Annotated in this window: 24 protein-coding genes; 12 read left to right on the forward strand and 12 right to left on the reverse strand. The window is 73.0% G+C overall.

What is annotated here, in order from left to right; genetic code table 11:
- Positions 1-218 precede the first annotated feature (218 nt).
- On the forward strand, positions 219-2,381 hold the full coding sequence (helR, locus tag ACIQK6_RS02050) for an RNA polymerase recycling motor ATPase HelR (protein ID WP_329108213.1): 2,163 nt from the start codon (positions 219-221) through the stop codon (positions 2,379-2,381).
- Here the strand turns inward: helR and ACIQK6_RS02055 are convergent.
- On the reverse strand, positions 2,368-3,861 hold the full coding sequence (locus ACIQK6_RS02055) for a glycosyltransferase 87 family protein (protein ID WP_402694126.1): 1,494 nt from the start codon (positions 3,859-3,861) through the stop codon (positions 2,368-2,370). The genes helR and ACIQK6_RS02055 overlap by 14 nt on opposite strands.
- A gap of 112 nt (positions 3,862-3,973) precedes the next feature.
- Between ACIQK6_RS02055 and ACIQK6_RS02060 the strand changes: the two genes are divergently transcribed.
- Together ACIQK6_RS02060 and ACIQK6_RS02065 are read left to right on the forward strand one after the other, a co-directional pair.
- Entirely contained in the window at positions 3,974-5,116 is a 1,143-nt protein-coding gene (locus ACIQK6_RS02060; protein ID WP_329105885.1) for a molybdopterin-dependent oxidoreductase, read from the forward strand.
- Positions 5,116-5,532, forward strand: coding sequence for a hypothetical protein (locus ACIQK6_RS02065; RefSeq protein WP_329105883.1), 417 nt, complete (start codon positions 5,116-5,118; stop codon positions 5,530-5,532). The genes ACIQK6_RS02060 and ACIQK6_RS02065 overlap by 1 nt, the downstream gene beginning before the upstream one ends.
- Positions 5,533-5,598: 66 nt before the next feature.
- On the opposite strand, the gene ACIQK6_RS02070 is transcribed toward ACIQK6_RS02065, so the two are convergent.
- Genes ACIQK6_RS02070 through ACIQK6_RS02080 form a run of 3 tightly spaced genes read right to left on the reverse strand, consistent with a single transcriptional unit; the run spans position 5,599 to position 7,585 of the window.
- The gene (locus ACIQK6_RS02070; RefSeq protein ID WP_329105880.1) at positions 5,599-6,255 is read right to left on the reverse strand and encodes a methyltransferase domain-containing protein; all 657 of its coding nucleotides are present in this window, start codon (positions 6,253-6,255) and stop codon (positions 5,599-5,601) included.
- Positions 6,252-6,872, reverse strand: a complete 621-nt coding sequence (locus tag ACIQK6_RS02075) for a DUF2064 domain-containing protein (RefSeq protein ID WP_402694127.1) — start codon at positions 6,870-6,872, stop codon at positions 6,252-6,254. The genes ACIQK6_RS02070 and ACIQK6_RS02075 overlap by 4 nt, the downstream gene beginning before the upstream one ends.
- Positions 6,869-7,585 carry a glycosyltransferase family 2 protein gene (locus ACIQK6_RS02080; RefSeq protein WP_329105873.1) on the reverse strand — a complete coding sequence of 239 codons (717 nt, stop codon included), beginning with the start codon at positions 7,583-7,585 and terminating at the stop codon, positions 6,869-6,871. Before ACIQK6_RS02080 ends, ACIQK6_RS02075 begins: the two co-directional genes overlap by 4 nt.
- Before the next feature lie 123 nt (positions 7,586-7,708).
- Here ACIQK6_RS02080 and ACIQK6_RS02085 point away from each other — a divergent pair, with 123 nt between their 5' ends.
- Both ACIQK6_RS02085 and ACIQK6_RS02090 read left to right on the forward strand, forming a co-directional pair.
- Positions 7,709-8,542 carry a response regulator transcription factor gene (locus tag ACIQK6_RS02085; RefSeq protein WP_329105871.1) on the forward strand — a complete coding sequence of 278 codons (834 nt, stop codon included), beginning with the start codon at positions 7,709-7,711 and terminating at the stop codon, positions 8,540-8,542.
- A complete protein-coding gene (locus tag ACIQK6_RS02090; RefSeq protein WP_329105869.1) occupies positions 8,535-9,647 on the forward strand; it encodes a HAMP domain-containing sensor histidine kinase in 1,113 nt (370 codons plus the stop codon). The genes ACIQK6_RS02085 and ACIQK6_RS02090 overlap by 8 nt, the downstream gene beginning before the upstream one ends.
- Before the next feature lie 24 nt (positions 9,648-9,671).
- On the opposite strand, the gene ACIQK6_RS02095 is transcribed toward ACIQK6_RS02090, so the two are convergent.
- A complete protein-coding gene (locus ACIQK6_RS02095) occupies positions 9,672-9,905 on the reverse strand; it encodes a hypothetical protein (RefSeq protein ID WP_329105866.1) in 234 nt (77 codons plus the stop codon).
- A gap of 312 nt (positions 9,906-10,217) precedes the next feature.
- On the opposite strand from ACIQK6_RS02095, the gene ACIQK6_RS02100 reads away from it, so the two are divergent.
- Complete coding sequence (locus ACIQK6_RS02100) at positions 10,218-11,177, forward strand: NAD(P)H-binding protein (RefSeq protein WP_402694128.1); 960 nt, start codon at positions 10,218-10,220, stop codon at positions 11,175-11,177.
- A gap of 120 nt (positions 11,178-11,297) precedes the next feature.
- Here the strand turns inward: ACIQK6_RS02100 and ACIQK6_RS02105 are convergent, their stop codons facing one another.
- Entirely contained in the window at positions 11,298-12,359 is a 1,062-nt protein-coding gene (locus ACIQK6_RS02105; protein WP_329105862.1) for an NAD-dependent epimerase/dehydratase family protein, read from the reverse strand.
- A 114-nt stretch (positions 12,360-12,473) separates the two neighbouring features.
- Positions 12,474-13,880 carry a serine hydrolase domain-containing protein gene (locus ACIQK6_RS02110; protein ID WP_402694129.1) on the reverse strand — a complete coding sequence of 469 codons (1,407 nt, stop codon included), beginning with the start codon at positions 13,878-13,880 and terminating at the stop codon, positions 12,474-12,476.
- Positions 13,881-14,161: 281 nt separating this feature from the next.
- Here ACIQK6_RS02110 and ACIQK6_RS02115 point away from each other — a divergent pair, with 281 nt between their 5' ends.
- Both ACIQK6_RS02115 and ACIQK6_RS02120 read left to right on the forward strand, forming a co-directional pair.
- A complete protein-coding gene (locus tag ACIQK6_RS02115) occupies positions 14,162-14,446 on the forward strand; it encodes a DUF6400 family protein (RefSeq protein ID WP_329105857.1) in 285 nt (94 codons plus the stop codon).
- A complete protein-coding gene (locus ACIQK6_RS02120) occupies positions 14,433-14,690 on the forward strand; it encodes a hypothetical protein (protein WP_329105855.1) in 258 nt (85 codons plus the stop codon). Before ACIQK6_RS02115 ends, ACIQK6_RS02120 begins: the two co-directional genes overlap by 14 nt.
- Before the next feature lie 89 nt (positions 14,691-14,779).
- Here the strand turns inward: ACIQK6_RS02120 and ACIQK6_RS02125 are convergent, their stop codons facing one another.
- Together ACIQK6_RS02125 and ACIQK6_RS02130 are read right to left on the reverse strand one after the other, a co-directional pair.
- On the reverse strand, positions 14,780-15,478 hold the full coding sequence (locus ACIQK6_RS02125) for an HAD-IA family hydrolase (RefSeq protein WP_329105853.1): 699 nt from the start codon (positions 15,476-15,478) through the stop codon (positions 14,780-14,782).
- Positions 15,479-15,514: 36 nt separating this feature from the next.
- Positions 15,515-16,924, reverse strand: a complete 1,410-nt coding sequence (locus tag ACIQK6_RS02130; RefSeq protein WP_329105851.1) for an Ig-like domain-containing protein — start codon at positions 16,922-16,924, stop codon at positions 15,515-15,517.
- A gap of 218 nt (positions 16,925-17,142) precedes the next feature.
- On the opposite strand from ACIQK6_RS02130, the gene ACIQK6_RS02135 reads away from it, so the two are divergent.
- The 4 genes from ACIQK6_RS02135 (at position 17,143) to ACIQK6_RS02150 (ending at position 19,724) form a co-directional block, all read left to right on the forward strand.
- Entirely contained in the window at positions 17,143-17,649 is a 507-nt protein-coding gene (locus tag ACIQK6_RS02135) for a GNAT family N-acetyltransferase (RefSeq protein WP_402694130.1), read from the forward strand.
- Between the two features lie 155 nt (positions 17,650-17,804).
- Positions 17,805-18,338, forward strand: a complete 534-nt coding sequence (locus ACIQK6_RS02140; RefSeq protein WP_402694131.1) for a GNAT family N-acetyltransferase — start codon at positions 17,805-17,807, stop codon at positions 18,336-18,338.
- Between the two features lie 97 nt (positions 18,339-18,435).
- Positions 18,436-18,906, forward strand: coding sequence for a hypothetical protein (locus ACIQK6_RS02145; protein WP_402694132.1), 471 nt, complete (start codon positions 18,436-18,438; stop codon positions 18,904-18,906).
- A gap of 104 nt (positions 18,907-19,010) precedes the next feature.
- Entirely contained in the window at positions 19,011-19,724 is a 714-nt protein-coding gene (locus ACIQK6_RS02150) for an alpha/beta hydrolase (protein ID WP_329105842.1), read from the forward strand.
- A gap of 33 nt (positions 19,725-19,757) precedes the next feature.
- On the opposite strand, the gene ACIQK6_RS02155 is transcribed toward ACIQK6_RS02150, so the two are convergent.
- From ACIQK6_RS02155 to ACIQK6_RS02165, 3 genes are all read right to left on the reverse strand, one after another.
- Positions 19,758-20,228: a hypothetical protein gene (locus tag ACIQK6_RS02155; protein WP_329105840.1), complete on the reverse strand. Its 471-nt coding sequence runs from the start codon at positions 20,226-20,228 to the stop codon at positions 19,758-19,760.
- A 258-nt stretch (positions 20,229-20,486) separates the two neighbouring features.
- A complete protein-coding gene (locus ACIQK6_RS02160; RefSeq protein WP_402694133.1) occupies positions 20,487-21,311 on the reverse strand; it encodes a class I SAM-dependent methyltransferase in 825 nt (274 codons plus the stop codon).
- 121 nt (positions 21,312-21,432) lie between these two features.
- Positions 21,433-23,472, reverse strand: coding sequence for a prolyl oligopeptidase family protein (locus tag ACIQK6_RS02165; protein WP_402694134.1), 2,040 nt, complete (start codon positions 23,470-23,472; stop codon positions 21,433-21,435).
- Positions 23,473-23,525 lie beyond the last annotated feature (53 nt).

The following is a 23,525-nucleotide window of genomic DNA, read 5'->3' on the forward strand; positions in this document are numbered from 1 at the left end:
GCAGGGAACGGACAGTCGGGGAAAGGGGACCACTCCTTTCCACTCTCAAGTTATAACGCACAGGGGGGCTTGCGGCAAGGCCCCGCTCGTACCGCAGAATCGCTCCTCGAAGCCAGGACCTGCGAAAACGGGAGATCCCCATAGTGCGTGCACTGTTGTCGGTTGACGGGTCGTTCGATGAGTTCGCGGGTGTACCCCCGCAGATCGGAGCTGCTGATATCACTGCCCTGACCGCCAGTGCGTTCGACCTTCCCGCCCGTCTCTCCCCCAAGGCCGACCCGGCGCTGATCGGCGGCGACGAGAAGCACTTCGCGGCCGTCGCCCGGAGCCTGGAACAGACGATCGCCGAGCTGTCCGACCGTTTGGAAGGCCTGCGCCGGTCGCCGGGCGGCCTGGGCCGGGAGGCGATGGACCGGGACGTGGAGATCCATCGGCTGACGGGTCGTCTGCGGGCGCTGCGGCGCTTCGGGTTGGACTTGTGCCTCGGGCGGATGGTCAGCGAGGACGACCCCGAGCCCGTGTACGTCGGGCGGCTCGGTCTGACCGACGGGGCGGGGGGCCGACTGCTGATCGACTGGCGCTCTCCCGCGGCCGAGCCGTTCTTCGCCGCGACCCACGCGAACCCGATGGGCCTGGCGAGCCGCCGCAGGTACCGCTGGACCCGCGGCCGGATCGGTGACTACTGGGACGAGGTGTTCACCGCCGACGGGTTCGAGGGGCACGCCGCGCTCGACGACCAGTCCGCCTTCATCGCCGGACTGGGCGGCAGCCGGTCGCCGCGGATGCGTGACGTGCTCGCCACCATCCAGTCCGACCAGGACGCCATCATCCGCGCCGGTTCGCGCGGCGCCCTCGTCGTCGACGGCGGTCCGGGCACGGGCAAGACCGTCGTGGCGCTGCACCGCTCCGCCCACCTCCTCTACTCCGACCCCCGCCTCGGTCACCGTCGGGGCGGCGTGCTGTTCGTCGGTCCGCACCAGCCCTACCTGGCCTACGTCGCCGATGTGCTGCCCAGCCTCGGCGAGGAGGGCGTGCAGACCTGCACCGTGCGGGACCTCGTCGCCGAGGGGGCCGCAGCCGGGGCCGAGGCCGATCCGCGGGTGGCCTTCCTGAAGTCGTCCGCGGACATGGTGAAGGCGATCGAGAAGGCCGTCCGGATCTACGAGGAGCCGCCGACCGAGGGGATGACGGTCACGACCCCGTGGGCCGACGTCCGGCTGAGCCCGGACGACTGGGCCGAGGCGTTCGAGGCCGTCGCCGGCACTGCGCACAACGAAGCGCGGGAGCAGATCTGGGAGGAGCTGGTGACGATCCTGCTCGACAAGCTCGACGACGAGGACCTCTCGCCCGACCTGTTCGGCAGATCGCTGCGGTACGACGAGGAGCTGGTCGCCGCGCTCGACCGCGCCTGGCCGACGATCGACGCGGCCGACCTCGTCGGGGACCTGTGGTCGGTGCCGTCGTACCTGCGGATGTGTGCTCCGTGGCTCAGTCGCGAGGACGCGGCGGTGTTGCAGCGCGCCGACGCCCGGGCCTGGACGGTGTCCGACCTGCCGCTCCTGGACGCGGCGCGGCAGCGGCTCGGCGACCCGGAGTCGGCTCGACGGCTGCGGCGGCGGAGCGCCGCGGTGGCGGCCGAACGGGAGCGCATGGCCGGGGTCATCGACGACCTGCTCGCGGCCGATGACGACGGTGAGGGCGCGGTGACGATGCTCCGCGGCAAGGACCTGCAGGACAGCCTGGTCGACGAGGGCGCGCTGCCCGGGGCCGACCCGGACCTGCTCGCCGGGCCGTTCGCGCACGTCGTCGTGGACGAGGCGCAGGAACTGACCGACGCGGAGTGGCAGATGCTGTTGCTGCGCTGCCCGTCCCGGAGCTTCACCATCGTCGGGGACCGCGCCCAGGCCCGGCAGGGGTTCACGGAGTCGTGGCGGGAGCGGCTGGAGCGGATCGGGTTCGACCGGGTCGACGTGGCCTCGCTGAGCATCAACTACCGGACGCCCGAGGAGGTCATGGCGGTGGCGGAGCCGGCCGTCCGGGAAGCGCTCCCGGACGCGAACGTGCCGGCCTCGGTCCGCAGGAGCGGCATTCCCGTCGTGCACGGCTCCGTCGCGGATCTGGACGCGGTCCTCGACGGTTGGCTGGACGTGCACGCCGACGGGGTCGCCTGCGTCATCGGCGCCGAGGACGGCGGGGCCGGCGCCTTCCGGGAGACCTCCCGGGTCCGGTCGCTGACCCCGGGGCTGTCAAAGGGGTTGGAGTTCGACCTCGTCGTCCTCCTCGACCCGCAGACCTTCGGCACGGGGATCGAAGGAGCGGTCGACCGCTACGTCGCCATGACCCGGGCGACGCAGCAGCTCGTCATCCTCACGAGTTCCTGATCCGGTCGTCGAACGGTCGCTGCCCGCCCCCGGCGGTCTCGGGGCGCGGCCCGGCGCCGGGCCGGCCGGTTTCCCACCGCCGCCGGAGCACCGCGGCCACCACGATCACGAGGGCCGCGGCGCCGTAGGCGGTCGCGCTCAGCGCCGGCCGGTGGCCGAAGGCCGGTGCGAGGAGGTAGACGGCCGCGCCCGCGAGGGCGAGGCCGAGCCATTCCCAGCGTCCGTCCAGGGCCACGAGGGCGATCAGGAGCAGGGCGTACCAGGAGTAGCCGGGGGTGAGGAGCGCAAAGGCCCACCCGGTGACCAGGAGGGCGCCGCTCCACGGCCGCCCGGGGTCGCCGCGCAGCATCACGTACAGGGACACGCCCGTCATGGCGGCCAGGAGCACCGGGAGCGTCCAGCTGTCGGGCAGGGCGAGGCGGAGCAGGGCGTAGCGGGAGCCGGCGGAGGGGTCGTCGTAGCCCTCCTCGTCCACGTAGCCGCCGAGGTAGCCGAGGACGGAGTCGTGCGAGAGCAGCACGTAGGGCAGGTAGGAGAGCAGGGTGAAGGCGGCGGCGGGGACCAGGACGGCGGCCGCGTCGCGGATCCGGCGCACCCCGGAGAGCGCGCCCGGCAGGACGACGGCGGGCATGAGTTTGGTGGCGACGGCGGCGCCGAGGACCAGGCCTCCCGCGGCCCGGCGGCGCAGGCCGCGCTCCGCGACGAGACCGAGGCCGGTCACGGCGAGCAGCACGCCGAGGACGTCCACGTGCGCGTTGTTCACGGCTTCGATCGGTACGGCGGGGCACCAGGCCCAGTACGCGGCCCGGCGCAGGTCCTGGCCCCGGCGGCGCAGGATCAGGAGCAGCGCGCCGCTCACGCCGAGGGAGAGGAGGCCGGCGCCGATCTGGAGCGGCTTGTGCCGGGCTCCGTGCGGGGAGAGCTGGTCGACCGCCAGGAAGTACGCCTCGGCGACGGGCGGGTAGATGGTGTGCACGGCGGGCCGGTTGATGCGGGTGCAGTGCGGGACGGGGCCGCCGCCGGGAATCGGGGCGCGGTCCGGGCCCGCGCAGGCGGCGCCCGTGGGGAAGAGCCAGGGGTCGCGCAGCCGGGCCGGTGCCGGATCCTGCGGGGCGTGGTCGTACGGGGAGATGCCGGCCGACTGGACCCGCCCGTCCCAGGCGTAGCGGTAGGAGTCGGTGCTGGTACGGGGCGGGGCCACCAGCCCAGTGGCGGTGACGGCGAGGGTCCCGGCGAGGAGCAGCGGCACGACGCGGTCGGTAGGGACCCTGCGCAGGGCGAGCAGGGCGAGGGCGAACAGCACCCAGCAGGCCGCGTACCGGAGGAACAGCCCCGCGGCGTCGGTGAAGTAGCCGTCGTGGTGGACGGTGAGGACGAGGGCGGCGGTCAGGGCGGCGAGGGCCGCGACTGCGGTCGGGACGGCCGGGAGTGGCGGGACGGCCGGGAGGGGCGGAAGGGTCGGGGCGGTGGGCGGTTTCACCCCCGCAGCGTTCCAGCAACGGGGCCGCACGGTGCGTCCGCCGTCCCGCACGTCCGCATTCCGTAAGGTGTTCCGCCCGCCCGCCGGACCGTCGGCGGGGTGTCATGGGAGCATGCGCTTCACTCCGCCCCCGAACCCGCCGATCACCTTCACGGCACGGCTGCACGACGCCCGTACCGCGACGGTGATCGGCCGCCTGCTCGGGCTCGCCGTCGTCGTCTGTTTCGCCACCGGTGTGCTCAGCCATGTCCTCCAGCACCCGCCGGCGTGGCTCGTCGACCGGCTGCCGAGCCGCCCGTACTGGGGTTACCGGCTCAGCCAGGGCCTGCACGTGGCGTCGGGCATCGCCGCGGTCCCGCTGCTGCTGGCCAAGTTGTGGACGGTCTACCCGCGGCTCTTCGCGTGGCCGCCGCTGCGGTCCGTGCGGCACGCGCTGGAACGCCTCTCGGTGGCCGTGCTCGTCGCCGCCGCGGTCTTCCAGCTGTTCACCGGGCTGTTGAACACCTTCCAGTGGTACCCCTGGCCGTTCTCGTTCGTGCCCGTGCACTACGCCGTCGCCTGGCTGCTGCTGGGAGCGCTGCTGCTGCACCTCGCGGTTCAATGGCCGCGGATCCGTGACCACTTCACCCGCCGCTCCCCCGGCACCCTGGCGCTTCCCGAGGCCGACGGACCGGACCGGCGGCAGCTCCTGGCGGCCGTCGCGGCGGGGGTTGGCGCGGTCACGCTGACCACGGTCGGGCAGTCCGTCACCGCGCTCGGTCCGCTGGACCTGTTCGCTCCGCGCAGCCCGGCCCACGGTCCGCAGGGGCTGCCGGTGAACCGTACGGCCGCCGCGGCGCGCGTCACGGAGGCTTCGCTGGCCGACTGGCGGTTGACCCTGGCCGGACCGCGGCCGGCCGTCCTCACCCTGGCGGAGCTGCGCGCGCTCCCGCAGCACGAGGTGACCCTGCCCATCGCCTGTGTGGAGGGCTGGAGCAAGTCCGCCCGGTGGACGGGGGTGCGGGTGCGGGACCTGCTCGAGCGGGCCGGAGGGGGGCCGGACGCACGCTGCCGGGTGGTGTCGTTGGAAGTGGCGGGCGCGTACCGGGTGATGGAGATGGGCCGCCTGTACGCGCAGGACCCGCTCACCCTGCTGGCGCTGCGCCTGAACGGCGAGGTGCTGTCCCTGGACCACGGCTACCCGGCACGGATCATCGCCCCGAACCGGCCGGGCGTGCTCCAGACCAAGTGGGTCGGACGACTGGAGGTGGTGTGATGTCCTTCCGGTACGCGGTCGGCGGCTTCGGCCTGGCCGTCATGGCGTTCGGCGGCTTCCTGCTGGTGCGGGAGCCCGAGCCGTGGCGGATCGCCCTGTGGCTGGCGGGCGGGGTCCTCGTGCACGACGGGCTGGTCGCCCCGTTGGTCATCGCGGTCGGGGCGCTCTGCGCGGCGGCGGGCCTGCGCCTGCGCGGGGTCCCGCGCGCCGCACTGGTCGTCGCGGGGTCCCTGACGGTGATCGCCCTGCCGCCGCTCCTGCGCCCCGGTGGTGTGGCCAACGCGTCGGTGCTGCCGCTGGACTATCCACGGAACTGGCTGCTGGCGATGGCCGCGGTCGGCGTGCTCGCGGCCGGGTACGCGGGGGCGTGCGCGTGGGCTCGGGCACGACGGCGGCGCGCGGCCCTGCGGCGCTGACGAGGGGCACGGCGAAGGGGGAGTTGCTGCCCGTGTGGGCAGCAACTCCCCCTTTCTCAGGTCCTGTCAGCGCCGCAGGTCCACGAAGCTGCGGCCCGCGGCCTGCCAGGTGGCGGACCGGGTCCAGCCGGCTTCCGCGGCTTCGCCGCACAGGGCGCGGGCGCCGAGCCGGGCCCACCAGAAGGGCGCCCCGTGGCCGCCGCGGCCGTCATCGACGTGGACCTCTACGCGTTCGTCCACGTCGGCGGTGGTGACCTCGACCAGCAAGGAACCGTCCGGGGCGGCGAGTTGGGCGGCGCGGTGGAGCAGTGCGGCCGGGTCGCCGCCGATGCCGATGTTGCCGTCGATGAGCAGGACCGTGCCCCAGCGTCCCTCGCCGGGCAGCGGATCGAAGACCGACCTGCACAGGGCGCTGCCGCCGGCCCGCGTCGTACGGGCCACGGCCTCGGGTGTGACGTCCACGCCCAGCGCCCGGTGCCCGCGTGCGGCCAGGGTGGCGACGAGGCGCCCGGGGCCGCAGCCGATGTCCAGCACGGGTCCCGTGCAGCGGGCGAGGACGCCCTCGTCCGCCTCGTCCGGTTCGGCGCACCACCGCTCCACCTCCAGCGGCAGCAGCCAGCCGTCCGAGCGCCGCAGGTAGAGGGGGCCCTGGCCGGCGCGCAGCGCGTCGGCATAGGGGTCGGCCCGCCAGGCGAGGGCGGGTTCGGTGAGCTGGGCGGTCATCGTGTCACCGGGCGCAGGCCCGAGTGCAGGGCGGCGAAGCGGGTACCGGGCACGTCGGCGGCGACCCGCGCCGCGTCGGCCGGGGTGTCCACGTCGCACAGCTCGGGCAGGTCCCGTACCGCCCGCCCGGAGGCGGTCAGTCGGGCGCGCTGCAGCTCGCCCGTGGTCGGCAGGGACATCGGTACGCCAAGGAGCAGGGCCGGATCGGGCTCGGCCAGGCCGAGCGCCCAGAACCCGCCGTCGTCGGCGGGGCCGAACCAGGCGTCCGCCTCGCTGAAGTCGAGGCCGCGGGCGAGCAGGTCCGGGGTGACCTGCGGCGTGTCCATGCCGATGAGCAGGACCGGTCCGGCGGCCCGGGCGAAGGCCGCGGCCAGCCTGGCGTCGAGCCCGCCGGCGCACTGCGGCACGACCTCGATGCCGTCCGGCAGCCAGGAGCCGGGCTCTCCCTCCAGTACGAGGACGCGCCGTCGGGCCGGGGCGTCGAGTACGGCGGCCAGCGTGTCCTGGAGCGCGGCGCGCGCCAGCCGGGCGGCCTGCTCGGGGGTGAAGTGCGGGGTGAGGCGGGTCTTGACCCGGCCGGCTACGGGGGCCTTGGCGATGACGAGGAGGGTGCTCATGCGCGAACCCCCTCGGTGGGCGCGGACCGGATGCCCGGGGGCTCTGCGAGCACCTTGCGCATGTCCCGCACCGCCTGCCAGGTGCCCCGCCAGGTGCCGGTGACCTTGGACTTCCCGGAGCGGGGCAGGTACGGGACGTCGGTCTCGGCGACGCGCCAGCCGGCGTCGGCGGCCCGTACGACCATCTGGAGCGGGTAGCCGCTGCGCCGGTCGGTCAGTTCCAGGCCGAGGAGCGCCTCGCGGCGCGCGACCCGCATCGGTCCGAGGTCGTGCAGCCGCAGTCCGGTACGGCGGTGCAGCATCCGCGCGAGCGCGAGGTTCCCGGCCCGGGCGTGTACGGGCCAGGCGCCGCGCCCCTGCGGGCGGCGCCGCCCGAGCAGCAGGTCGACCTGGCCCGCGGCGACGCTCGCCGCCATGGCGGCGAGCAGGCCGGGGTCCATGGAGGCGTCGCAGTCGCAGAAGCAGACCAGGTCGGCACGGGCCGCGAGGAGCCCTGCGTGGCAGGCGGCGCCGAACCCGCGCCGGTCTTCGTGCACGACGGTGGCGCCCAGGCTCCGGGCGATCTCCGCCGAGCCGTCGGTCGAACCGTTGTCGACGACGATGGCGCGCCACCCGTCCGGCACGCGTGCCAGCACCCAGGGCAGCGCCTGTGCCTCGTCGAGGCACGGCAGTACGAGGTCCGCGCGGGGCGGAGCACAAGCTGATGAAGTCACCCTCCACACCGTAGGAACCGGGACCGCGGAAAAGGGGCCCGCAGACCTTACGAAACACGGACGCCGTCCCCCGAGAGGGGGTCGGCGGCACACGGGGGGCCGGGCGGGTGACAGCCTGGGGGCATGGCAGTGAGCGATGTGGAGAGTACGAACGAGGGTCCCGGCACCGCAGGGACCGCCCGGGCCGGCGCCCAGGGCAGCGTTCTGGTCGTCGACGACGACCCGACCGTCTCGGAGGTCGTGGCCGGATACCTGGAGCGGGCCGGATTCGCAGTGCGCCTGGCGGCGGACGGCCCGACCGGCTTGCGCGCCGCCGAGGAGCTCCGCCCCGACCTGATGGTCCTCGACCTGATGCTCCCCGGGATGGACGGTCTGGAGGTCTGCCGCCGGCTGCGCGCCGGGGAGGACGGCGGCCGGCCCGTTCCCGTCATCATGCTCACCGCGCGCGGTGACGAGGACGACCGGATCCTGGGCCTGGAGGTGGGCGCGGACGACTACGTGACCAAGCCCTTCAGCCCGCGGGAGCTCGTGCTGCGGGTGCGCTCCGTACTGCGCCGGGCGCAGGCCGCTGCCCCGGCCGGTACTCCGCAGGGCGGTCCGGAGGGCGGTCCGCGTCTCGCGGTGGCCGGTCTGGTACTGGACCCGGCGGCCCGCCGGGTCCACAAGGAGGGCCGGGAGCTCGCGCTCACCCTGCGGGAGTTCGATCTCCTCGCGTACTTCCTGCGCCACCCCGGCCAGGTCTGCGACCGGGAGCGACTGATGCGGGAGGTCTGGGGCTGGGACTTCGGCGACCTGTCGACGGTCACCGTGCACGTCCGGCGGCTCCGCGGCAAGATCGAGGACGACCCGGGGAACCCGCAGCTGATCCGAACCGTCTGGGGTGCCGGATACCGCTTCGAGCCCGCCCCGGACACCGGGGCCGAGCACGCCTTCCGGACGGAGGACGGCCATGCGTGACCTCCTGCTGATCGCCCTGTACGCGCTCCTCGGCGCGGGCGCCGCCGGACTGCTCGGGGCCGTGGCGCTGCGGATGCTGCGCCGGCGCAGCGTCGCCGTCTCCCTCACGATCGTCGCCGCGGTGGCGGTGTCCGCGATGCTCGCCGGGACGCTGACCGTGGCCTGGGCGATGTTCCTGTCCTCCCACGACCTGGCCGTCGTGACCACGGTCGTCGCGACGGCCGCGGTCGTGTCGATGGCCACCGCGCTGCTGCTGGGCCGTCAGGTCGTCCGGCGCTGCCGGGAACTCGTCGGCGCGGCGCGGGTCTTCGGGGAGGAGGGTACGTTCGCGGCACCGGCCGTGCCCGCTCCCGCCGAGTTCACGGCGCTGAGCCGCGAGCTGGCCCGCACCAGCGAACGGTTGGCCGCGTCCCGCGAGCGCGAGCGGGCCCTGGAGGCCTCCCGGCGCGAGCTCGTGGCCTGGATCTCGCACGATCTGCGCACTCCGCTGGCCGGGCTGCGCGCCATGTCGGAGGCGCTGGAGGACGGCATGGCGGCCGATCCCGCCCGGTACCACCGGCAGATCCGGACCGAGGTCGACCGGCTCAATTCCATGGTGGGCGACCTGTTCGAGCTCTCCCGCATCCACGCGGGAGCGCTGTCCCTCACCCTGACCCGGATGTCCCTCCACGACCTGGTGGGCGATGCCCTGGCCGGCACCGACGCGCTCGCCCGCGAGCACGGCGTGCGGCTGGTCGGCGAGGGGGTCGCCTCGCTTCCGGTGGAGGTGGACGGCAAGGAGATGACCCGGGTGCTGTCCAACCTCTTGGTCAACGCCATCCGCCACACTCCGTCCGACGGGACGGTCGCGATCGCCGCCGAACGCCGCGCGGACTCCGTGGTGCTCTCGGTCACCGACGCCTGTGGGGGCATCCCCGAGGAGGACCTGCCGCGCGTCTTCGACACGGGCTGGCGCGGCACCCCGGCCCGTACCCCTCCCTCGGGCGCGGGCTTGGGCCTCGCGATCGTCCGGGGGATCGTCGAGGCCCACGCCGGCCGCGCGGACGTCCACAACGTGTCCGGCGGCTGCCGCTTCGAACTGACCCTGCCGGCCGCGACCGGCTGAGGTCCGCCCTTCTTCAGGTCGAGGTCAGAAGAACATCCAGGCCGGGGTCAGGCTGCCGTTGATGGTGAAGATGACTTCCCCGGCCAGACACGGTGGGTTTGAATTCGCGACGGCGGCGGCTTCGGCGGGATCGCCGAAGTTGCCCATCCAGCGCCAGGTCTTGAGTGCCTTCTTCGCCGTGACGCGCTGCTTGATCGCGACCCCTTCCTCCACGGAAAGGACTCGATCGGCGGCGATTTCCTCGTTCTGCTCGGCCATGCCGTTCCTCCTACTATGGTTGCTGAGTGTAGCGGACGATTACAGAATGTGTTCAACCGCACCGATGTGCTAGCCCCGAGGTCGGCGTGTCGACCGGAAGCCCGTGAGGTCCACTGCATCGGCCGAGCGGCACCGGCCGCCGGACCCGCTCCCAGGACCCCGACCCAGGCCCCTGTTCCCGGGCCACTGCTGCCTGTTACGCTGCTCGACCTCGATCCGCAGCCGTGGTCCCCCCGGCACGGGACACGGCTACGGCCGTCCGGTGTCCGGGCCAGGTGCAAGATCTTCGCCTACGCGTGGAAGGTTCTTGCCATGGACAGGTTCGAGCACGACGAGACGGCGTCGCCCGGCGAACGCAGTTGTCTGCTGACCGTCGTCAGCCCCCGCAAGGACGAGGGCAACAGTCCGACCGGGATCGTCGGCCGGTGCCTGGCGCGACAGCTGCTCGCCACGGGCCGGCACGTGCGGGTGCTGGCCGAACCCGACCAGTGCGACGGCTGGCCCGAGGCGGTCGAAGTCGTGGAAGGGTCCATCACCCGCCCCCTGGAGTACGCCCGGGCCTTCGACGGCGTCGGGTCCGTGTTCCTCGCCGGCGCCCGTCCGTCGACGGTCCGGGAAGCGCTCGTCCTCGCTCGGGACGCCGGCGCCGCGAAGGTCGTCCTGCTGTCGTCCCACGGGCCGGAGTACGAGGAGGCGAACCCGCCGGAGACCTGGTACTGGCTGGCGATCGAGAAGGCCGTGGAGGGTTCGGGCCTCGCCTGGACGCACATCCGGCCGTCGGCCGTGATGGGCGCCGTCATCGAGGGCACCTACCCGGCCACGGGATCGGACTGGCCCGACACCGTCCGGGCCGACGGGGTGGTCCGTGAGGCCTTCCTCGACGAGGGGCACTACCCCTTCATCCACGAGGAGGACCTCGCCGCAGTGGCGGCCGCCGCCTTGACCGGTGACGACCACGTCGGGACGGTCGTGGAGGCGGTGGGCCCACCACTGGGCACCCGTGCACGGATACGGAGCATCGCCGCGGCCCTCGGCCGGGACATCGGCACGGTCGATCTGACGCCCGACGACGGCCGGGCGGTCTGGCGCGACCTCGGCTGGCCCGAAGGCGCGATCGACGTGACGCTGCACGCGCTCGAGGTGTACGGCGCCCGGTACGCCGAGCTCCTCCGGTGGACGCTCGACCAGCGGCCGTCCGTACAGGACGTCATCGGCCGCCCACCGCGCACGTACGACGCATGGGTGAGCGAGAACATCGACTCGTTCCGCTGACCCCGGCGGGCGGTCCGGGACCTGCGCCCGTACGGCGGGCCCGGACCGTCAGCCCGCCTGCCGAACGGCCTCGGCCGCGGGGCCGGTCCCGTGACGCGGGGTACGGCTGTCGCGGTCGCGCTAGAAGCCGCTGGGGCCGGGCCGTTCCCTCCCCGTCCGGGAGGGAACGGCCCGGCCCGTGGCCAGTTCGGCCATCCCCTCGGCGAAGGGGACGGCCGGGCGCCAGCCCAGTTCGTGGCGCAGGCGCACCGAGTCGGCGGTGATGTGCCGGACGTCGCCGAGCCGGTACTCCCCGGTGACGACCGGGGCCGGGCCGCCGCAGGCGGCGGCCAGTGCCCCGGCCATGTCGCCGACGGTCCGCGGGTCACCGCTGCCGACGTTGTACGCCGTGAAGCCCGCGGGGCCGGCGCCCGCGTCCCCCCGGGCCAGGTGGTCCAGCGCCACCGCGTTGGCCGCGGCCACGTCCCGCACGTGGACGAAGTCCCGGCGCTGTCCGCCGTCCTCGAAGACGCGCGGCGCTTCGCCCCGCGCCAGCGAGGACCTGAACAGCGCGGCCACCCCCGCGTACGGGGTGTCGCGGGGCATCCCCGGCCCGTAGACGTTGTGGTAGCGCAGCGAGATGACGCGTCCACCGGTGGCCCGGGCCCAGGAGGAGGAGAGGTGTTCCTGGGCGAGCTTGGTCGTGGCGTAGACGTTCCGGGGGTCCGTCGGGGCGTCCTCCGTGACCAGCCCCGGCGCCAGGTCGGCGCCGCAGACCGGGCAGCGCGGCTCGAACCGCCCGGCCCGCAGATCGCTCTCGGCGCGCGGGCCGGGCCGGACCGTGCCGTGGGCGGGGCACTCGTAGCGTCCCTCGCCGTAGACGACCATCGACCCGGCGAGCAGCAGCCGCGGCACCCGCGCCCGTGCCATCTCGGCCAGCAGCACCGCGGTCCCCAGGTCGTTGGCCGACACGTAGCCGGGCGCGTCCCCGAACTCCTTCCCGAGCCCCACCTTGGCCGCCTGGTGACAGACCGCGTCCACGCCTGCCAGCGCCTGCGCCACGGCATCCGGGTCCCGAACGTCCCGCCCGGCCCGCCCGTTGTCCACCAGGTCGAAGACCACCGGCTCATGGCCACGACCGATCAGCTCGGCGACGATGTGCGAGCCGATGAAGCCCGCGCCTCCAGTCACAAGTACGCGCATGCCCCGACGCTAAGCCGCGCACGGTCCGGCGCGACGCGTACCGGGCCGCACGTCACGGATCCGTAAGATCCGTAAGATCTGTAAGAACCCGGACGACGCCCCACCCGTGTCCGATCAGCGGACGGGAGCCGACAGCGGTCCGGGGAGCACCGGCACGTTCTGGGGCAGTACGCGCGGAGCGGCCGGGGCCTCGGCCGACGGGGCCTGGGCCGACGAGGTCTCGGCGGAGCGGTTCTTCGCGGCCGGGTCCGGGGTGTGCGGCGCGGTGGTGGTGCCGCACAGGGACCGGTCGCGGTAGTCCACCAGCGCGGCGTCGGCCGGGTGCGGCTCGAGGGCCTTGCCGGCCGCGTTGAGGCGCTGGTACTTCATCAGGTTGTACCCGATGGCGAACTGACGGCGGCCGTCCGGGCTGGACAGGGCCCAGGTGCCGGCGCCGAAGACTCCCCCGTCGTGACCCCAGGCCGGGCCGCACGGCGTGTCCATGGAGTAGATGCCGAGGCCGTAGTGCATGTACACGGTGCCCGTCTCGTCCTTGACGTCGACGGTGGTCCGCATCTGGTCCAGCTGGCGGCGCTGCAGGAGATCGCCGCCCAGCAGGGCGCGGTAGAAGGTGTTGAGGTCCTGCGGGGTGGAGACGAGGGCGCCGGCGGTGCCGGCCCAGGTCATGTTGTAGTCGCTGTAGTCGCGCGGCGGGTCGATGATCCCGTAGAAGCTCTCGTACATGCGGGCGTGAGCGCCGCGGATGCGCGGGTCGGTGCCGGGGAAGTAGGTGTCGCGCAACCCCGCGCGCCGGATCACGTCCCGCGTGATCACCTGCTCCGGGTCCTGGCCGGTCACCTTGCGGAGCACCTCGCCGAGCAGCACGTAGTTGGTGTTGGAGTAGGACCAATCGGTGCCGGGCTCGAACAGCTGCGGCCGGGCCACCCCGTAGCCGATCAGCTCGGCGGGCTTGATCGTGCGGTACCGGTGCTCGTCCAGGCTCTCCGTGGTCCCCTTCAGGAGGGAGGGGAAGGCGTCGCCGACGTAGTCGTAGATGCCGCTGGTGTGGTTGAGCAACATGCGTACGGTCACCTTGCGGCCGCGCTCGCCGGGCAGCAGCTCGGGCACGTAGTCGCCGACCGGCCGGTCGAGGTCCACCCGGCCCTTCGCGGACTGCTGGAGGACGGCCACGGCGGTGAACGTCTTGGTGACGCTGCCGACGCGGTGCCGGAGGTCGGGGCGGACCTTGCGCCCGGTGGCGATGTCGGCGAGGCCGGCCGCGCCGTCGAAGCGCTCGCGGCCGTCGCGGACCCCGGAGTAGACGCCGTATATGCCCGCCTCGTGGATCGCGTTCAGCCCCGCCTGCAGCTGGGGCCGGTCGAGGCGCCGGCCGGCGTCCTGGCCATAGGCGCTCGGCGTTTCCTGGACGGCGGCGCTCGCGGCCGGCGCGAGGCCCGCCAGCAGGGCTAAGGCGACGGCGGTGGCCGAGGCGGCGCGGCGCAGTCGCGGTGCGGGTCGGTCGGCAGGACGGGTGTGGGGCACGGCGGCTCCTCGTCGGTGGCCCGGTGGGGCCCGGCGATCTTGGTCCCTTCAATTCTTCGCCACCGACCCGCGCCGCGACCTCCTCCGCCAGGACGAAGCGGGCATCAACCTCCAGAAGGAGAAGCACCTTGACACGCCATTACATTTGTCACGCCCTGCTCCCGGACCCGCCGTCCCGTCGGGCGCGTTGTGTCTCCGCCCGCACACCGTCTGACCAGCGGAATGTGACTCCGCCCACCCCCTCTTGACCGAAGAAGGAAGGGCTACCTAACTTCGATGTCATGGCCCCCCACGACCCCACCCCGCAGTTCGACGCCTCCGGTGCCCCCGACGCGTCCGAGCTGGTCGATTTCGCCGTCGACCTCACCTCGCAGGAGGTGCTCCGGCGCGCCCAGGTGATGGCGGCCCTCGGCCCGGACTGGGATCCGATGGAGGTGCTCCTCGGCGAGGAGGCCGCGTACGACCTGCTCTACTCCGGGCTCGACGCCCAGCAGCAGCGCCTCTACGACGACCTGGTGGCGGCCGGTGTGCTGCCCTCGCGCGGAGACGGCCGTGCTGCCGCTTGACCCGCAGGCCGACCCCGGGCGCCGCGCCTGGGTGGCCTGCCCGAGGTGTGCGGACGCGCGCGGCTGCGAACCCTGTGAACAGCGGCGCACCTGCTCCACCCACTGGCGCTACCTGCTCACCAACACCGGCAGCATGCTCCACCTCCAGTGCCCCGGGTGCACCCACGTCTGGGTGCACGAGAGCGGCTTCGGAGCCACCCGCTCCGCGTGGGACCGCGGCACGGGCGCCCGGCCCGGCTTCTGACCGCCGCGGCGGGCTTCGCACACCCCGGTACCGCTGCCGGATCCGGCCACCGTGGCGGCGGGCCCGGCCCGCCCTCGGGGCGACGACCGTCATGCGGGCCCGAGCAGGTCCAAGATCGGGGCCAGTCCGCCGGGCCGCTGGTCGACCGGGAGGTGCTCGACGAAGTGCACCGGGCAGCCGAGCGCCCGCGCGCCGCCGTCCGCCTCGATGCTGTCGCCGACCATCAGCACATCGGCGGGGGCCAGGCCAAGCCGGTCGCATGCGGTTCGGAAGATCACCGGATCGGGCTTCTGGACGCCCAGCTCGAAGGAGAGCACGTAGGCGTCGACCAGCGCGTCGAGCCCGTGCGCGCGGAAGACCGGCCGCAGGTCCCATCCGATGTTGCTGACCACGGCCACCGGGAGCCCCCGGCGGCGCAGTGCGCGCAGGGTGGGCCCCGTGTCCGGGTAGGGGCGCCAGGCGACGGGGGTCATGTGGCGGTCGTAGAGCGCCTGGGCCAGCTGCGGGTCCGTGATCCCGGCAGCACGGGTCAGGCCCCCGTAGGCGGCCCGGTGCTGCTCGGGGCTGATGTCCCGCTGTTCCCAGAGGGGTTCGAGGTGTGCCGGCACGTGCCGGGGCGACAGCCCGCCGGGCAGTGCGCCGTACTCGGTCAGCCGTCGCGCCGCCTCGCCGAACTCCTCCTCGGCCAGCGGGATACCGGTCTCGGCGAGGGCTGCGGCGAGCCACTCCTCGGTCGACTCGACGCGCAGCAACGTGCCGGAGAAGTCGAACATCACTCCTTTGATCATGCGGTGATCGTAGTGCGGTACCGGGCGGGCGCGGGCTCAGGTGGTCGGGTGCAGCCTGGACGCGACGGGGGCGGTCGGCGGGTCCTGCGGACTCCCGTCGATGGCGGCCAGGGCACTGCCCGCCAGCCAGGTCCGCCAGTCCACGTTCCAGTCGCCGAAGCCGTTGTCGAAGGGGGCCATCTTCGCACCGCCGCTGTTGACCACCTCCACGATGTCCCCTTCACGGACGGTCTCGAAGAACCAGGCGGCGTCCTCGGTGCTCATGCCCGTACAACCGTGGCTCACGTTCTCCTCGCCCTGCGCCTCGACCGACCAGGGCGCGGCGTGGATGTACTCGCCGCTCCAGGTCACCCGGGTCGCGTAGGAGACGGGCAGGTCGTAGAACTCGCTGGTACCGGGCTTGATGCCGACCGTGTCGCCGCGCATCCGCACCTTGGGCTCCTTGCGCAGCACGACCTTGATGCCGCTGCGGGTCCTGAAGCCCTCCTTGCCGGTGGTGACCGGGATCGTCCGGATGACCCGTCCGTTGCGGCGTACGGTCATCCGGTGGGTGGCGGAGTCGGTGACGGCCTCGATCCGGTCGGCAATGGTGAACTGGACCGCGTCGGAGGGGCCGCCGTAGTCGTGGTCCCCGACCTCGACCCCGTCGAGACCGCTGCGGACGCGGACGACGGTGTGGGCGGGCCAGTACGTGCGCGGCCGGAAGTGCAGGGTCGATTCGTCGACCCAGTGCCACGCGCCCTCGACCTGGGGCTCCGAGGTCACCTGTAGGGCCCGTTCCAGCCGGGCGCGCGCCGGGAGGTCGTCGGCGGGCACCGGGCGGCTGAGGCTCGCCGTCACGATCTCCCCGGCTCCGTACGTGCCGGCTTCCGGCCCGAACTCGACCGTCAGCCTGCCCCCGTCCGAGGGGGGCGCGGTCCGGAACGCCATGGTCACGCCGACCGGGGTGCCGTCCGCGTCCAGGGCTCCGACCTGCACGGTGTAGCTCTCCCCTGCCCGCAGCGGCTCACTGTTGAGCCAACGCTCGTTGTCCGGGGCGAGGCCGCCGGCCAGGTGCCGGCCGTGCCCGTCGCGTACGGTCACGTCCGTGAGGCGGCCCGCGTCCGCGAGGGCGATCTGGAGCGGACCGCCGGAGTCCGTCGGGAGGACCTCCACCCGTGCGTCCCGTGCCGTGTCGCCGAGAGAGGGTTCCTTCAGTACGGATCCCATGCCGCGCGCGGTGGCCCGTACCCGCTGCTCCTGCCAGCCGCTGCACAGGCCGGGCCGGAACATGCGCACCGTGCAGGGTCCGTCGCCGGATTCCCGGCCCTCGTCCAACACCCTCCCGACCAGCAGGGTGACCGCGGCCTCGCGGGGCACCCCCGCGAGGGCGGGCACCGAGGTGTCCGCATCGGGCGCCCGGCCCGGCGCTGCGGCGACGACCAGCATGGCCCCCGTCACAGCCACGGCGCCCCACGCCTTGGTCGGTTGTCTCCGTCGCATTCGTGGCATAGCGGTATCAAACCGATGTGGCGCCAAAATGATGATCATGCCTGCGGCGCTGCGGCCGAACGGGCACCGAAGTGAACTCGTACGGAGCACGGAACCGGCCCCGGACGCGCGGGGACCGGACGCGTGCCCGATACTCGCGTGCCCCCGCCCCGTACTCCCGCGACAATGCGGCCATGGCTATCCGCACAGCACGGCTGGACGAACTGACCCTCCTCCAGGACATCGAGAGGGCCGCCGGGCACTGCTTCCGCGACATCGGCATGGCGGAGATCGCCGACGACGAGCCGCTGACGCTCGACGAGCTCGCCCCTTACCAACGCGCCGGGTTGGCCTGGGTGTCGGTCGACGGGGCCGATGCCCCGGATGCCTACCTGATCGCCGAGCGCCTCGAGGGCAATCTGCACGTCGAGCAGGTGTCCGTCCGTCCGGACCGCGCGCGCCGCGGGCTCGGCCGGGGCCTGCTGGAGCACCTGGCGGAGTTCGCCGGGCGCGAGGGCGCGCCCGCCCTGACGCTCACCACCTTCACCGAGGTCCCGTGGAACGCCCCGTACTACGCGCGCTGCGGCTTCCGGCCGCTGGCGGACGCGGAGCTCACTCCCGGCCTGCGGGAGATCCGCGAGCGCGAGGCGGCGCACGGCCTTGACCGGTGGCCCCGCGTCTGCATGCGGCGGGACCTGTGACACTCCCTCGAACCGGCCGGACGATCGGTTCCGCTGGACGTGGTGCGCGACCGCCCGGGCCGATCGACACATAAGATCAAATACATCCGCGCAGGTACCGGCGGGCTCGGCACAGTTGGCAATTCGACGAGGGATACGTGTTGTTCGAAGGAAAGTTGGTTAGGCTGCGTGCGCTGCGTTCGGATGACGCGGAGCACCATCTGCGGTGGCGCAACGACCCGGAGGTGGTGCGCTGGGCCGCGGCCGGTGATCCGTGTTTCGGCCCGGTCACGGCGGAGGCCGTCGGGATCGGGTTCGACGCGATGCTGCGCCTGATCCCGAGGGAGTCGGCCGTGTTCACGGTCGAGGACCTCGCGACCGGACGGGTGATAGGCATGGCTGACTACCGGGACCTGGACCCGTACGCCGGGGTGGCCACGCTGGGAGTCACCATCGGCGAACGGGAGTTCTGGGGTCGCGGCCACGGTAGGGACGCCCTGCGACTGCTCGTGGGCCACCTGTTCGGCGCGTACGGCCTGAGCCGCCTGGAGCTGGACACCTGGAGCGGCAACGAGCGCGCCCTGCGCGCCTTTGCCGGGTTGGGCTTCCGTGAGGAGGGCCGCCGCCGGTCGGCCGCATTGGTGGAAGGCAAGCGCTACGACCGCGTGCTCTTCGGGATGCTCCGGGAAGAGTGGGCGGACTCCGCATGAGTGCGTGACCGTTCGACACCGGTCCGGCCGGGCACTGAACGTGCTCCGGTCACCCGCCCTTGCCAGCACGAGGCCCGCGAGGCCAGGGTTCGCTGTCATGATCACACAGATAGTGACGCTCATCGGCGTCCTCGTCGGTGCCCTGACCTCGTTCCTGGCGACGACCATGGCCGAGCGCACCCGACACCAACGGTCCATGGCGACACGCTGGGACGAACGCAAACTCGACACGTACATCGAGTACGCCACGTGCGTGAAGGAAATCTCCAGCACGGCCAAACGAGCCCGCCAGGCGGCAGCGGGAACGGATGTCCGGCTGGAGCATCTCGCCGCGATGGAAACGGCCGAGCTGAGAAGGTCCGTGCTGTTCGAGACCCTCGTCCTCCTGGCGTCACCGGCAGCGATCGAGGCCGCCCACGCGGTCAACCTCGCCCTGTGGCAGGAGGAAATCGCGACCAGGAACGACGGCGCCACCCCCGTGGAAGGGGACCTGATAGCCCTGATGAACCGCTATCACGAACAGACCCGGGTCGATCTGGGCGTTCCTCGCAGCGCCGGACGGGGGTAGCGCTTCGCCGGCCGGTCTCGGGAGACGGCCCACGTCACCGCCCTAGGGCAGGTATCGAAAGTATCTCCTAGGAGATCGTCAGGCCGCCCGGCTACGGTGCGGGCATGGTGAATTTCGTGCTGGTCGCAGGTGCACGGCTCGGGGCGTGGGCGTGGGGCGAGGTGGTGCCGTATCTGCGCGCGGCTGGCCACGGCGTCTATCCGTTGACGCTGTCCGGTCTTGCTGACAAACAGGGTGTACCGGCGGGGCAAGCGACTCACGTTCAGGACATCGTTGTCGAGGTAGAACGCCAGGGTCTGCGTGACGTGGTCCTGGTGGGTCACAGCTACTCGGGCATCCCGGTAGGTCAGGCCGCGGAGCGGATCGGTGACCGACTGGCCCGCGTAGTTTTCGTCGACTCAAGTGTTCCAACTGACGGCGAGTCGTTTGTCTCCGCCTGGCCGGACGGCGGGGCGGCGGTGGAGGCATCGATCGCCGAGACCGGAGGGTTTTGGCCGCTCGCGCCAGCTGCTCATTACGACGGCGAGGGTCTCACCGATGAGCAGATCGCACGCCTCGTGCGTGGCTCGACGCCTCACCCAGGTGCCACGCTGACCGAGCCCGCCGTGCTGTCGGGGCCGCTCGGTGAACTTCCGGCGACATACATCCTGTGCGTGATGCCAGGGACCGAACCTGACGACGCCGAGCCGGACGAAGATGTGGCTGAGCTGCTGAACAGCAAGCGCTGGCGGCTGGTCAAGATGGACACTGGCCATTGGCCGATGTTCTCCCAGCCGCGCGAGCTGGCGCAGATTCTCCTCGATGCTGCCGCGGAGTGAGCGCACCTCCATCCCTGCGGGCTGGTACTGGCCCTAGACGCCGGCCGAGGCCATTTCGATGATCGAGCGGTAGTGGGCGGCCGCCGACACCACGCACGCGCGGTAGGTGCGGTTCTCCCTGACCACCAGGAAGTAGTCCCTGATCTGCTTCCAGTACTGGCGCAGGTAGCCGAGGCCCGGCACGAAGCCCGGGGGCCTGGGGACCAGGGCGAAGGCTTCGGAGCACTTCAGGATGGAACCGGTCGCCTCCGACAGGACGTCCGCCACCTCGGCGTTCATGTTCCAGCCCGCGGCCAGTTGCGGGGTCCAGATGGAGCCGGCGACCTCCCGCAGCCGCTCCTGTTCCTCCGGGGTCGGGTCGCTCGGCGCGACCGGGGCGACCGCGCCGAGGGGGTGGCCGCCGGAGGAACCGGCCGCCTGCGCGGGCCCCGCCGCGCCCACCCCCAGCAGGGCCCCCGCCGCGAGCAGCGCGACCGCCGAAAGCCTGAGTGAACGTACCGCCATGTGTCCGCCCTTCCCGCGTTGCCGGAAGTCCCGTCCCAGGACCGGGCGTCGAGATTTCCACGGCCCCCGCACGCGGTCAACGGCGCCCGGACGGGCATGGCCGGATCGGTACGCGTACGCGTACGCGCCCGCGCGCCTTCGCCGAGCGCGAACCGGGCGGGACGACGCGGCTGGGCCGTGAGATCACGCGGCAGGCGGTTGCCTGCCCGGCGCGCAGCGAGAGCGGGGCCGGTCCGGAGCGGTGGACGCAGCTCGCGGTCACCGCCGCGGCCTGCTCGCGAGGGTGACGGCGACGGTGACGGTCCGGGTGCAGGTGCCGCTGGGGTAGTGGTCCAGCAGGGCATGGCGCAGCTCGGACTCGAAGGCGCCCTTCCGTTCGCCGAACAGGGCAGGGCCGGAGCGGGCGCGGGAGAACTGCAGGCCGATCACCTGGTCCACCGTGGAGCGCGTGGACCGCTCCCACGTGGTGGTCTCGACGCGGGAGAACGCAGACTTCGCGAGGTGGTCCTCCGCGTCCCGCACCTCCTCCATGTCCGCCGGTTCACCGCCCGGTTCGCCGCCCGGTTCGGCCGCCGGTCGGTCCACGGCCCGCGGCGCCGCCCCGTGGTCAGGACCGAGGAAGCGCGCGCGCACCTCGTCGACGACGACCGGCCAGGGGGCCGCCACGGAGGTGACGACGGCGATCCCACCGCGTGGCGCGAGCAGGGCGTCCAGGTCGGCCGGCACCCGCGCCCGGTCCATCCGGTGGAACGCCCCGCCGATGACGCACAGGTCGATCCGGGGCAGGCACAGCCGGCCGATGCCGGCGGCGTCGCCGCACAGCCAGGAGATGTTCCTGCGACCGTGCTCCTCCGCGAGCCTGGACCCTTCGGCGAGCATGGCCGGCTCCGGGTCGACGGCGTAGACGTGCTCGACCAGCGGCGCCAGCGGCAGGCTCATCGTGCCCGGTCCGGCGCCGAGGTCCAGTACGGTCTGGGAGCCGTCGAGCGCGAACCTGTCCACGAGGAGCGCGTAGAGCTCCGCCGGGTACGGGGGCCGGTAGCGGGCGTAGTACGGGGCGGCGGACGCGTACGGGGTGCTCATGGGGTCCTCCCGGGCCGGGGTTGCATCCGCCGATGGTGGAGCACAACCCTGCCCCCGGCAGCCTCTGGCCCCGCAAATCCCCCGTACGGATGCCTGTCGTTCACCTATCCCCGGTGTCCGATCACTTCTGCGGGGTCAGCCGCTCCCACAGGAAGGTGTGAACGAGGGCCTCGTTGAAGGCCGTCTGCCGGTGGTCGGTGGCGCCCGCGTGGCCGCCCCCGAGGTGCTCGTGGAAGAGGACGGGATGCCCGTGCTCGCGCAGCCGCGCGGCCATCTTTCGGGCATGGCCGGGGTGCACCCGGTCGTCGCGGGTCGAGGTGAGCAGGAGCAGCGGCGGGTACGCGGGCCCGTCCGCCCGGATCTGGTGGTACGGGGAGATCCGCTCCAGGTGCGGCCGGTCGGCCGGGCTGTCGGGGTCCCCGTACTCGGCGATCCAACTGGCCCCGGCCAGCAGCTTGTGGAAGCGCAGCATGTCCAGCAGCGGCACGTGCGCGACGACCGCACCGAACAGTTCCGGGTCGCGGGTGAGCACGGCACCCATGAGCAGCCCGCCGTTGCTGCCGCCCTCGATGCCCAGCTGCGCGGGGGTGGTGATGTCCCGGGCGGTGAGGTCCCGGGCGACCGCGGCGAAGTCCTCGTAGGACCGGACCCGGTTGGCGCCGAGGGCCGCCTTGTGCCAGCCGGGCCCGTACTCGTGCCCGCCCCGGATGCCGGCGACGACGTACGTGCCGCCGCGGGCGAGCCAGGCCCGTCCGGTGACCGCGCTGTACTGCGGGACCATGGAGATCTCGAAGCCGCCGTACCCGTAGAGCAGGGTGGGACCGGGGCCCGGGCGGTCCTCGGGTCCGACGACGAAGTACGGCACCCTCGTGCCGTCGGCGGAGATCGCGAAGTACTGGCGCACGGCGAGACCGGCGGTGTCGAAGAGGGCCGGGCTCTGCTTGAGGACCTCGCTCTCGCTGTCGTCGCCGGCCGTGCCCCGGTAGAGGGTGGCGGGCTGGAGGAAGCCCGTGACGTGGTGGAAGTACTCGTCGCCGACGTCCGGGTCCGTGTCCGTGACCGAGGCGGTGGACAGCGGCGGCAGCCCCGGCAGCGGTGCGCGGCGCCAGCCGCCCCCGTCGGCCCCGGTGGGCGGGGTGAGGAGCTCCATCCGGGAGGAGACGTCGGCGCGGGTGCTGAGGATGAGGTGGTTGCGGGTCCAGCTGTACCCGGCGAGCGCGGTGCGCTCGTCCGGCGCGAACAGCACCTCTGCCTCGCGCTCCCCCGCTAGGAAGGCGTCGAGGTCGAAGGCGAGCAGACTGCCCGCGCCGTGGCCGAGCCACGGCGACTTGGTGGTGACGGTCAGCCACCGGCGGTGGACGGAGGCGCCCGCGTCGTCCGGGACGTCGATCTTCAGCAGCGGGCCGGCGGCGTCCTCCTGGAGCAGGAAGAGTTCCTGGTTCCAGAAGTCGATCTGCCGGTAGACGAAGTCCCGTTCGAAGCCGGGGGTGTCGTCGTGCCATCCGGAGGCGGACAGGTCCGTCGGTCGGCCCTCGTAGACCAGCTCGGCCTCCGCGAGGGGCGTGCCGCGCCGCCAGCGGCGTACCTGGAGCGGGTAGCCGGACGGGGACATCGAGCCGGCGCCGAAGTCCGTGCCGATCCAGACCCGGTCGTGGTCGATCCACCCGATCCGGGTCTTGGCCTCGGCGACGGTGAACCCGTCCTCGACGAATTCCCGGGTCTCCAGGTCGAACTCGCGCACCACGCAGGCGTCCGCACCGTCCCGGGACAGCATGACGAGGGCGTGCCGGTACTCGGGGTCCAGGACCCTGCTGCCCGCCCAGGCCCACTTCTCGCCCTCGGCCCCGGCGAGCGCATCGAGGTCCAGGAGCACCTCCCAGGCCGGCCGGTCCGTCCGGTACTCCTCCAGCGTGGTCCGCCGCCACAGGCCGCGCACGTGGTCGGCGTCCTGCCAGAAGTTGTAGAGGTGGTCGCCCCGGCGGACGGTGTAGGGGATCCGGCCGTCGTCGTCCAGCACCTCGCGCACCTCCTGCTCGAGGACCTTGAACCCGGGTGAAACGGTCAGCGCGTCCACGGTCTCGGCATTGCGCTCCCGCACCCAGGCGAGGGCGGCGTCGCCGGATACGTCTTCCAGCCACAGGTAGGGGTCTTCATCGCTCATCAGGCGATTGTGCAGGAAGCGACCGGCAGGTGTCCGCCGTCCGGTCGGTGTCC

The organism is Streptomyces sp. NPDC091682 (genome assembly GCF_044756625.1).
In the GTDB taxonomy this organism is placed as follows: domain Bacteria; phylum Actinomycetota; class Actinomycetes; order Streptomycetales; family Streptomycetaceae; genus Streptomyces.

Coding starts and splice junctions, on each gene's coding strand:
- ACIQK6_RS02060 (WP_329105885.1), top strand. CDS start 3,974: ATGCGCTTCACTCCGCCCCCGAACCCGCCGATCACCTTCACGGCACGG.
- ACIQK6_RS02065 (WP_329105883.1), top strand. CDS start 5,116: ATGTCCTTCCGGTACGCGGTCGGCGGCTTCGGCCTGGCCGTCATGGCG.
- ACIQK6_RS02070 (WP_329105880.1), bottom strand. CDS start 6,255: ATGACCGCCCAGCTCACCGAACCCGCCCTCGCCTGGCGGGCCGACCCC.
- ACIQK6_RS02075 (WP_402694127.1), bottom strand. CDS start 6,872: ATGAGCACCCTCCTCGTCATCGCCAAGGCCCCCGTAGCCGGCCGGGTC.
- ACIQK6_RS02085 (WP_329105871.1), top strand. CDS start 7,709: ATGGCAGTGAGCGATGTGGAGAGTACGAACGAGGGTCCCGGCACCGCA.
- ACIQK6_RS02090 (WP_329105869.1), top strand. CDS start 8,535: ATGCGTGACCTCCTGCTGATCGCCCTGTACGCGCTCCTCGGCGCGGGC.
- ACIQK6_RS02095 (WP_329105866.1), bottom strand. CDS start 9,905: ATGGCCGAGCAGAACGAGGAAATCGCCGCCGATCGAGTCCTTTCCGTG.
- ACIQK6_RS02100 (WP_402694128.1), top strand. CDS start 10,218: ATGGACAGGTTCGAGCACGACGAGACGGCGTCGCCCGGCGAACGCAGT.
- ACIQK6_RS02105 (WP_329105862.1), bottom strand. CDS start 12,359: ATGCGCGTACTTGTGACTGGAGGCGCGGGCTTCATCGGCTCGCACATC.
- ACIQK6_RS02115 (WP_329105857.1), top strand. CDS start 14,162: ATGGCCCCCCACGACCCCACCCCGCAGTTCGACGCCTCCGGTGCCCCC.
- ACIQK6_RS02125 (WP_329105853.1), bottom strand. CDS start 15,478: ATGATCAAAGGAGTGATGTTCGACTTCTCCGGCACGTTGCTGCGCGTC.
- ACIQK6_RS02135 (WP_402694130.1), top strand. CDS start 17,143: ATGGCTATCCGCACAGCACGGCTGGACGAACTGACCCTCCTCCAGGAC.
- ACIQK6_RS02145 (WP_402694132.1), top strand. CDS start 18,436: ATGATCACACAGATAGTGACGCTCATCGGCGTCCTCGTCGGTGCCCTG.
- ACIQK6_RS02150 (WP_329105842.1), top strand. CDS start 19,011: ATGGTGAATTTCGTGCTGGTCGCAGGTGCACGGCTCGGGGCGTGGGCG.
- ACIQK6_RS02155 (WP_329105840.1), bottom strand. CDS start 20,228: ATGGCGGTACGTTCACTCAGGCTTTCGGCGGTCGCGCTGCTCGCGGCG.
- ACIQK6_RS02160 (WP_402694133.1), bottom strand. CDS start 21,311: ATGAGCACCCCGTACGCGTCCGCCGCCCCGTACTACGCCCGCTACCGG.
- ACIQK6_RS02165 (WP_402694134.1), bottom strand. CDS start 23,472: ATGAGCGATGAAGACCCCTACCTGTGGCTGGAAGACGTATCCGGCGAC.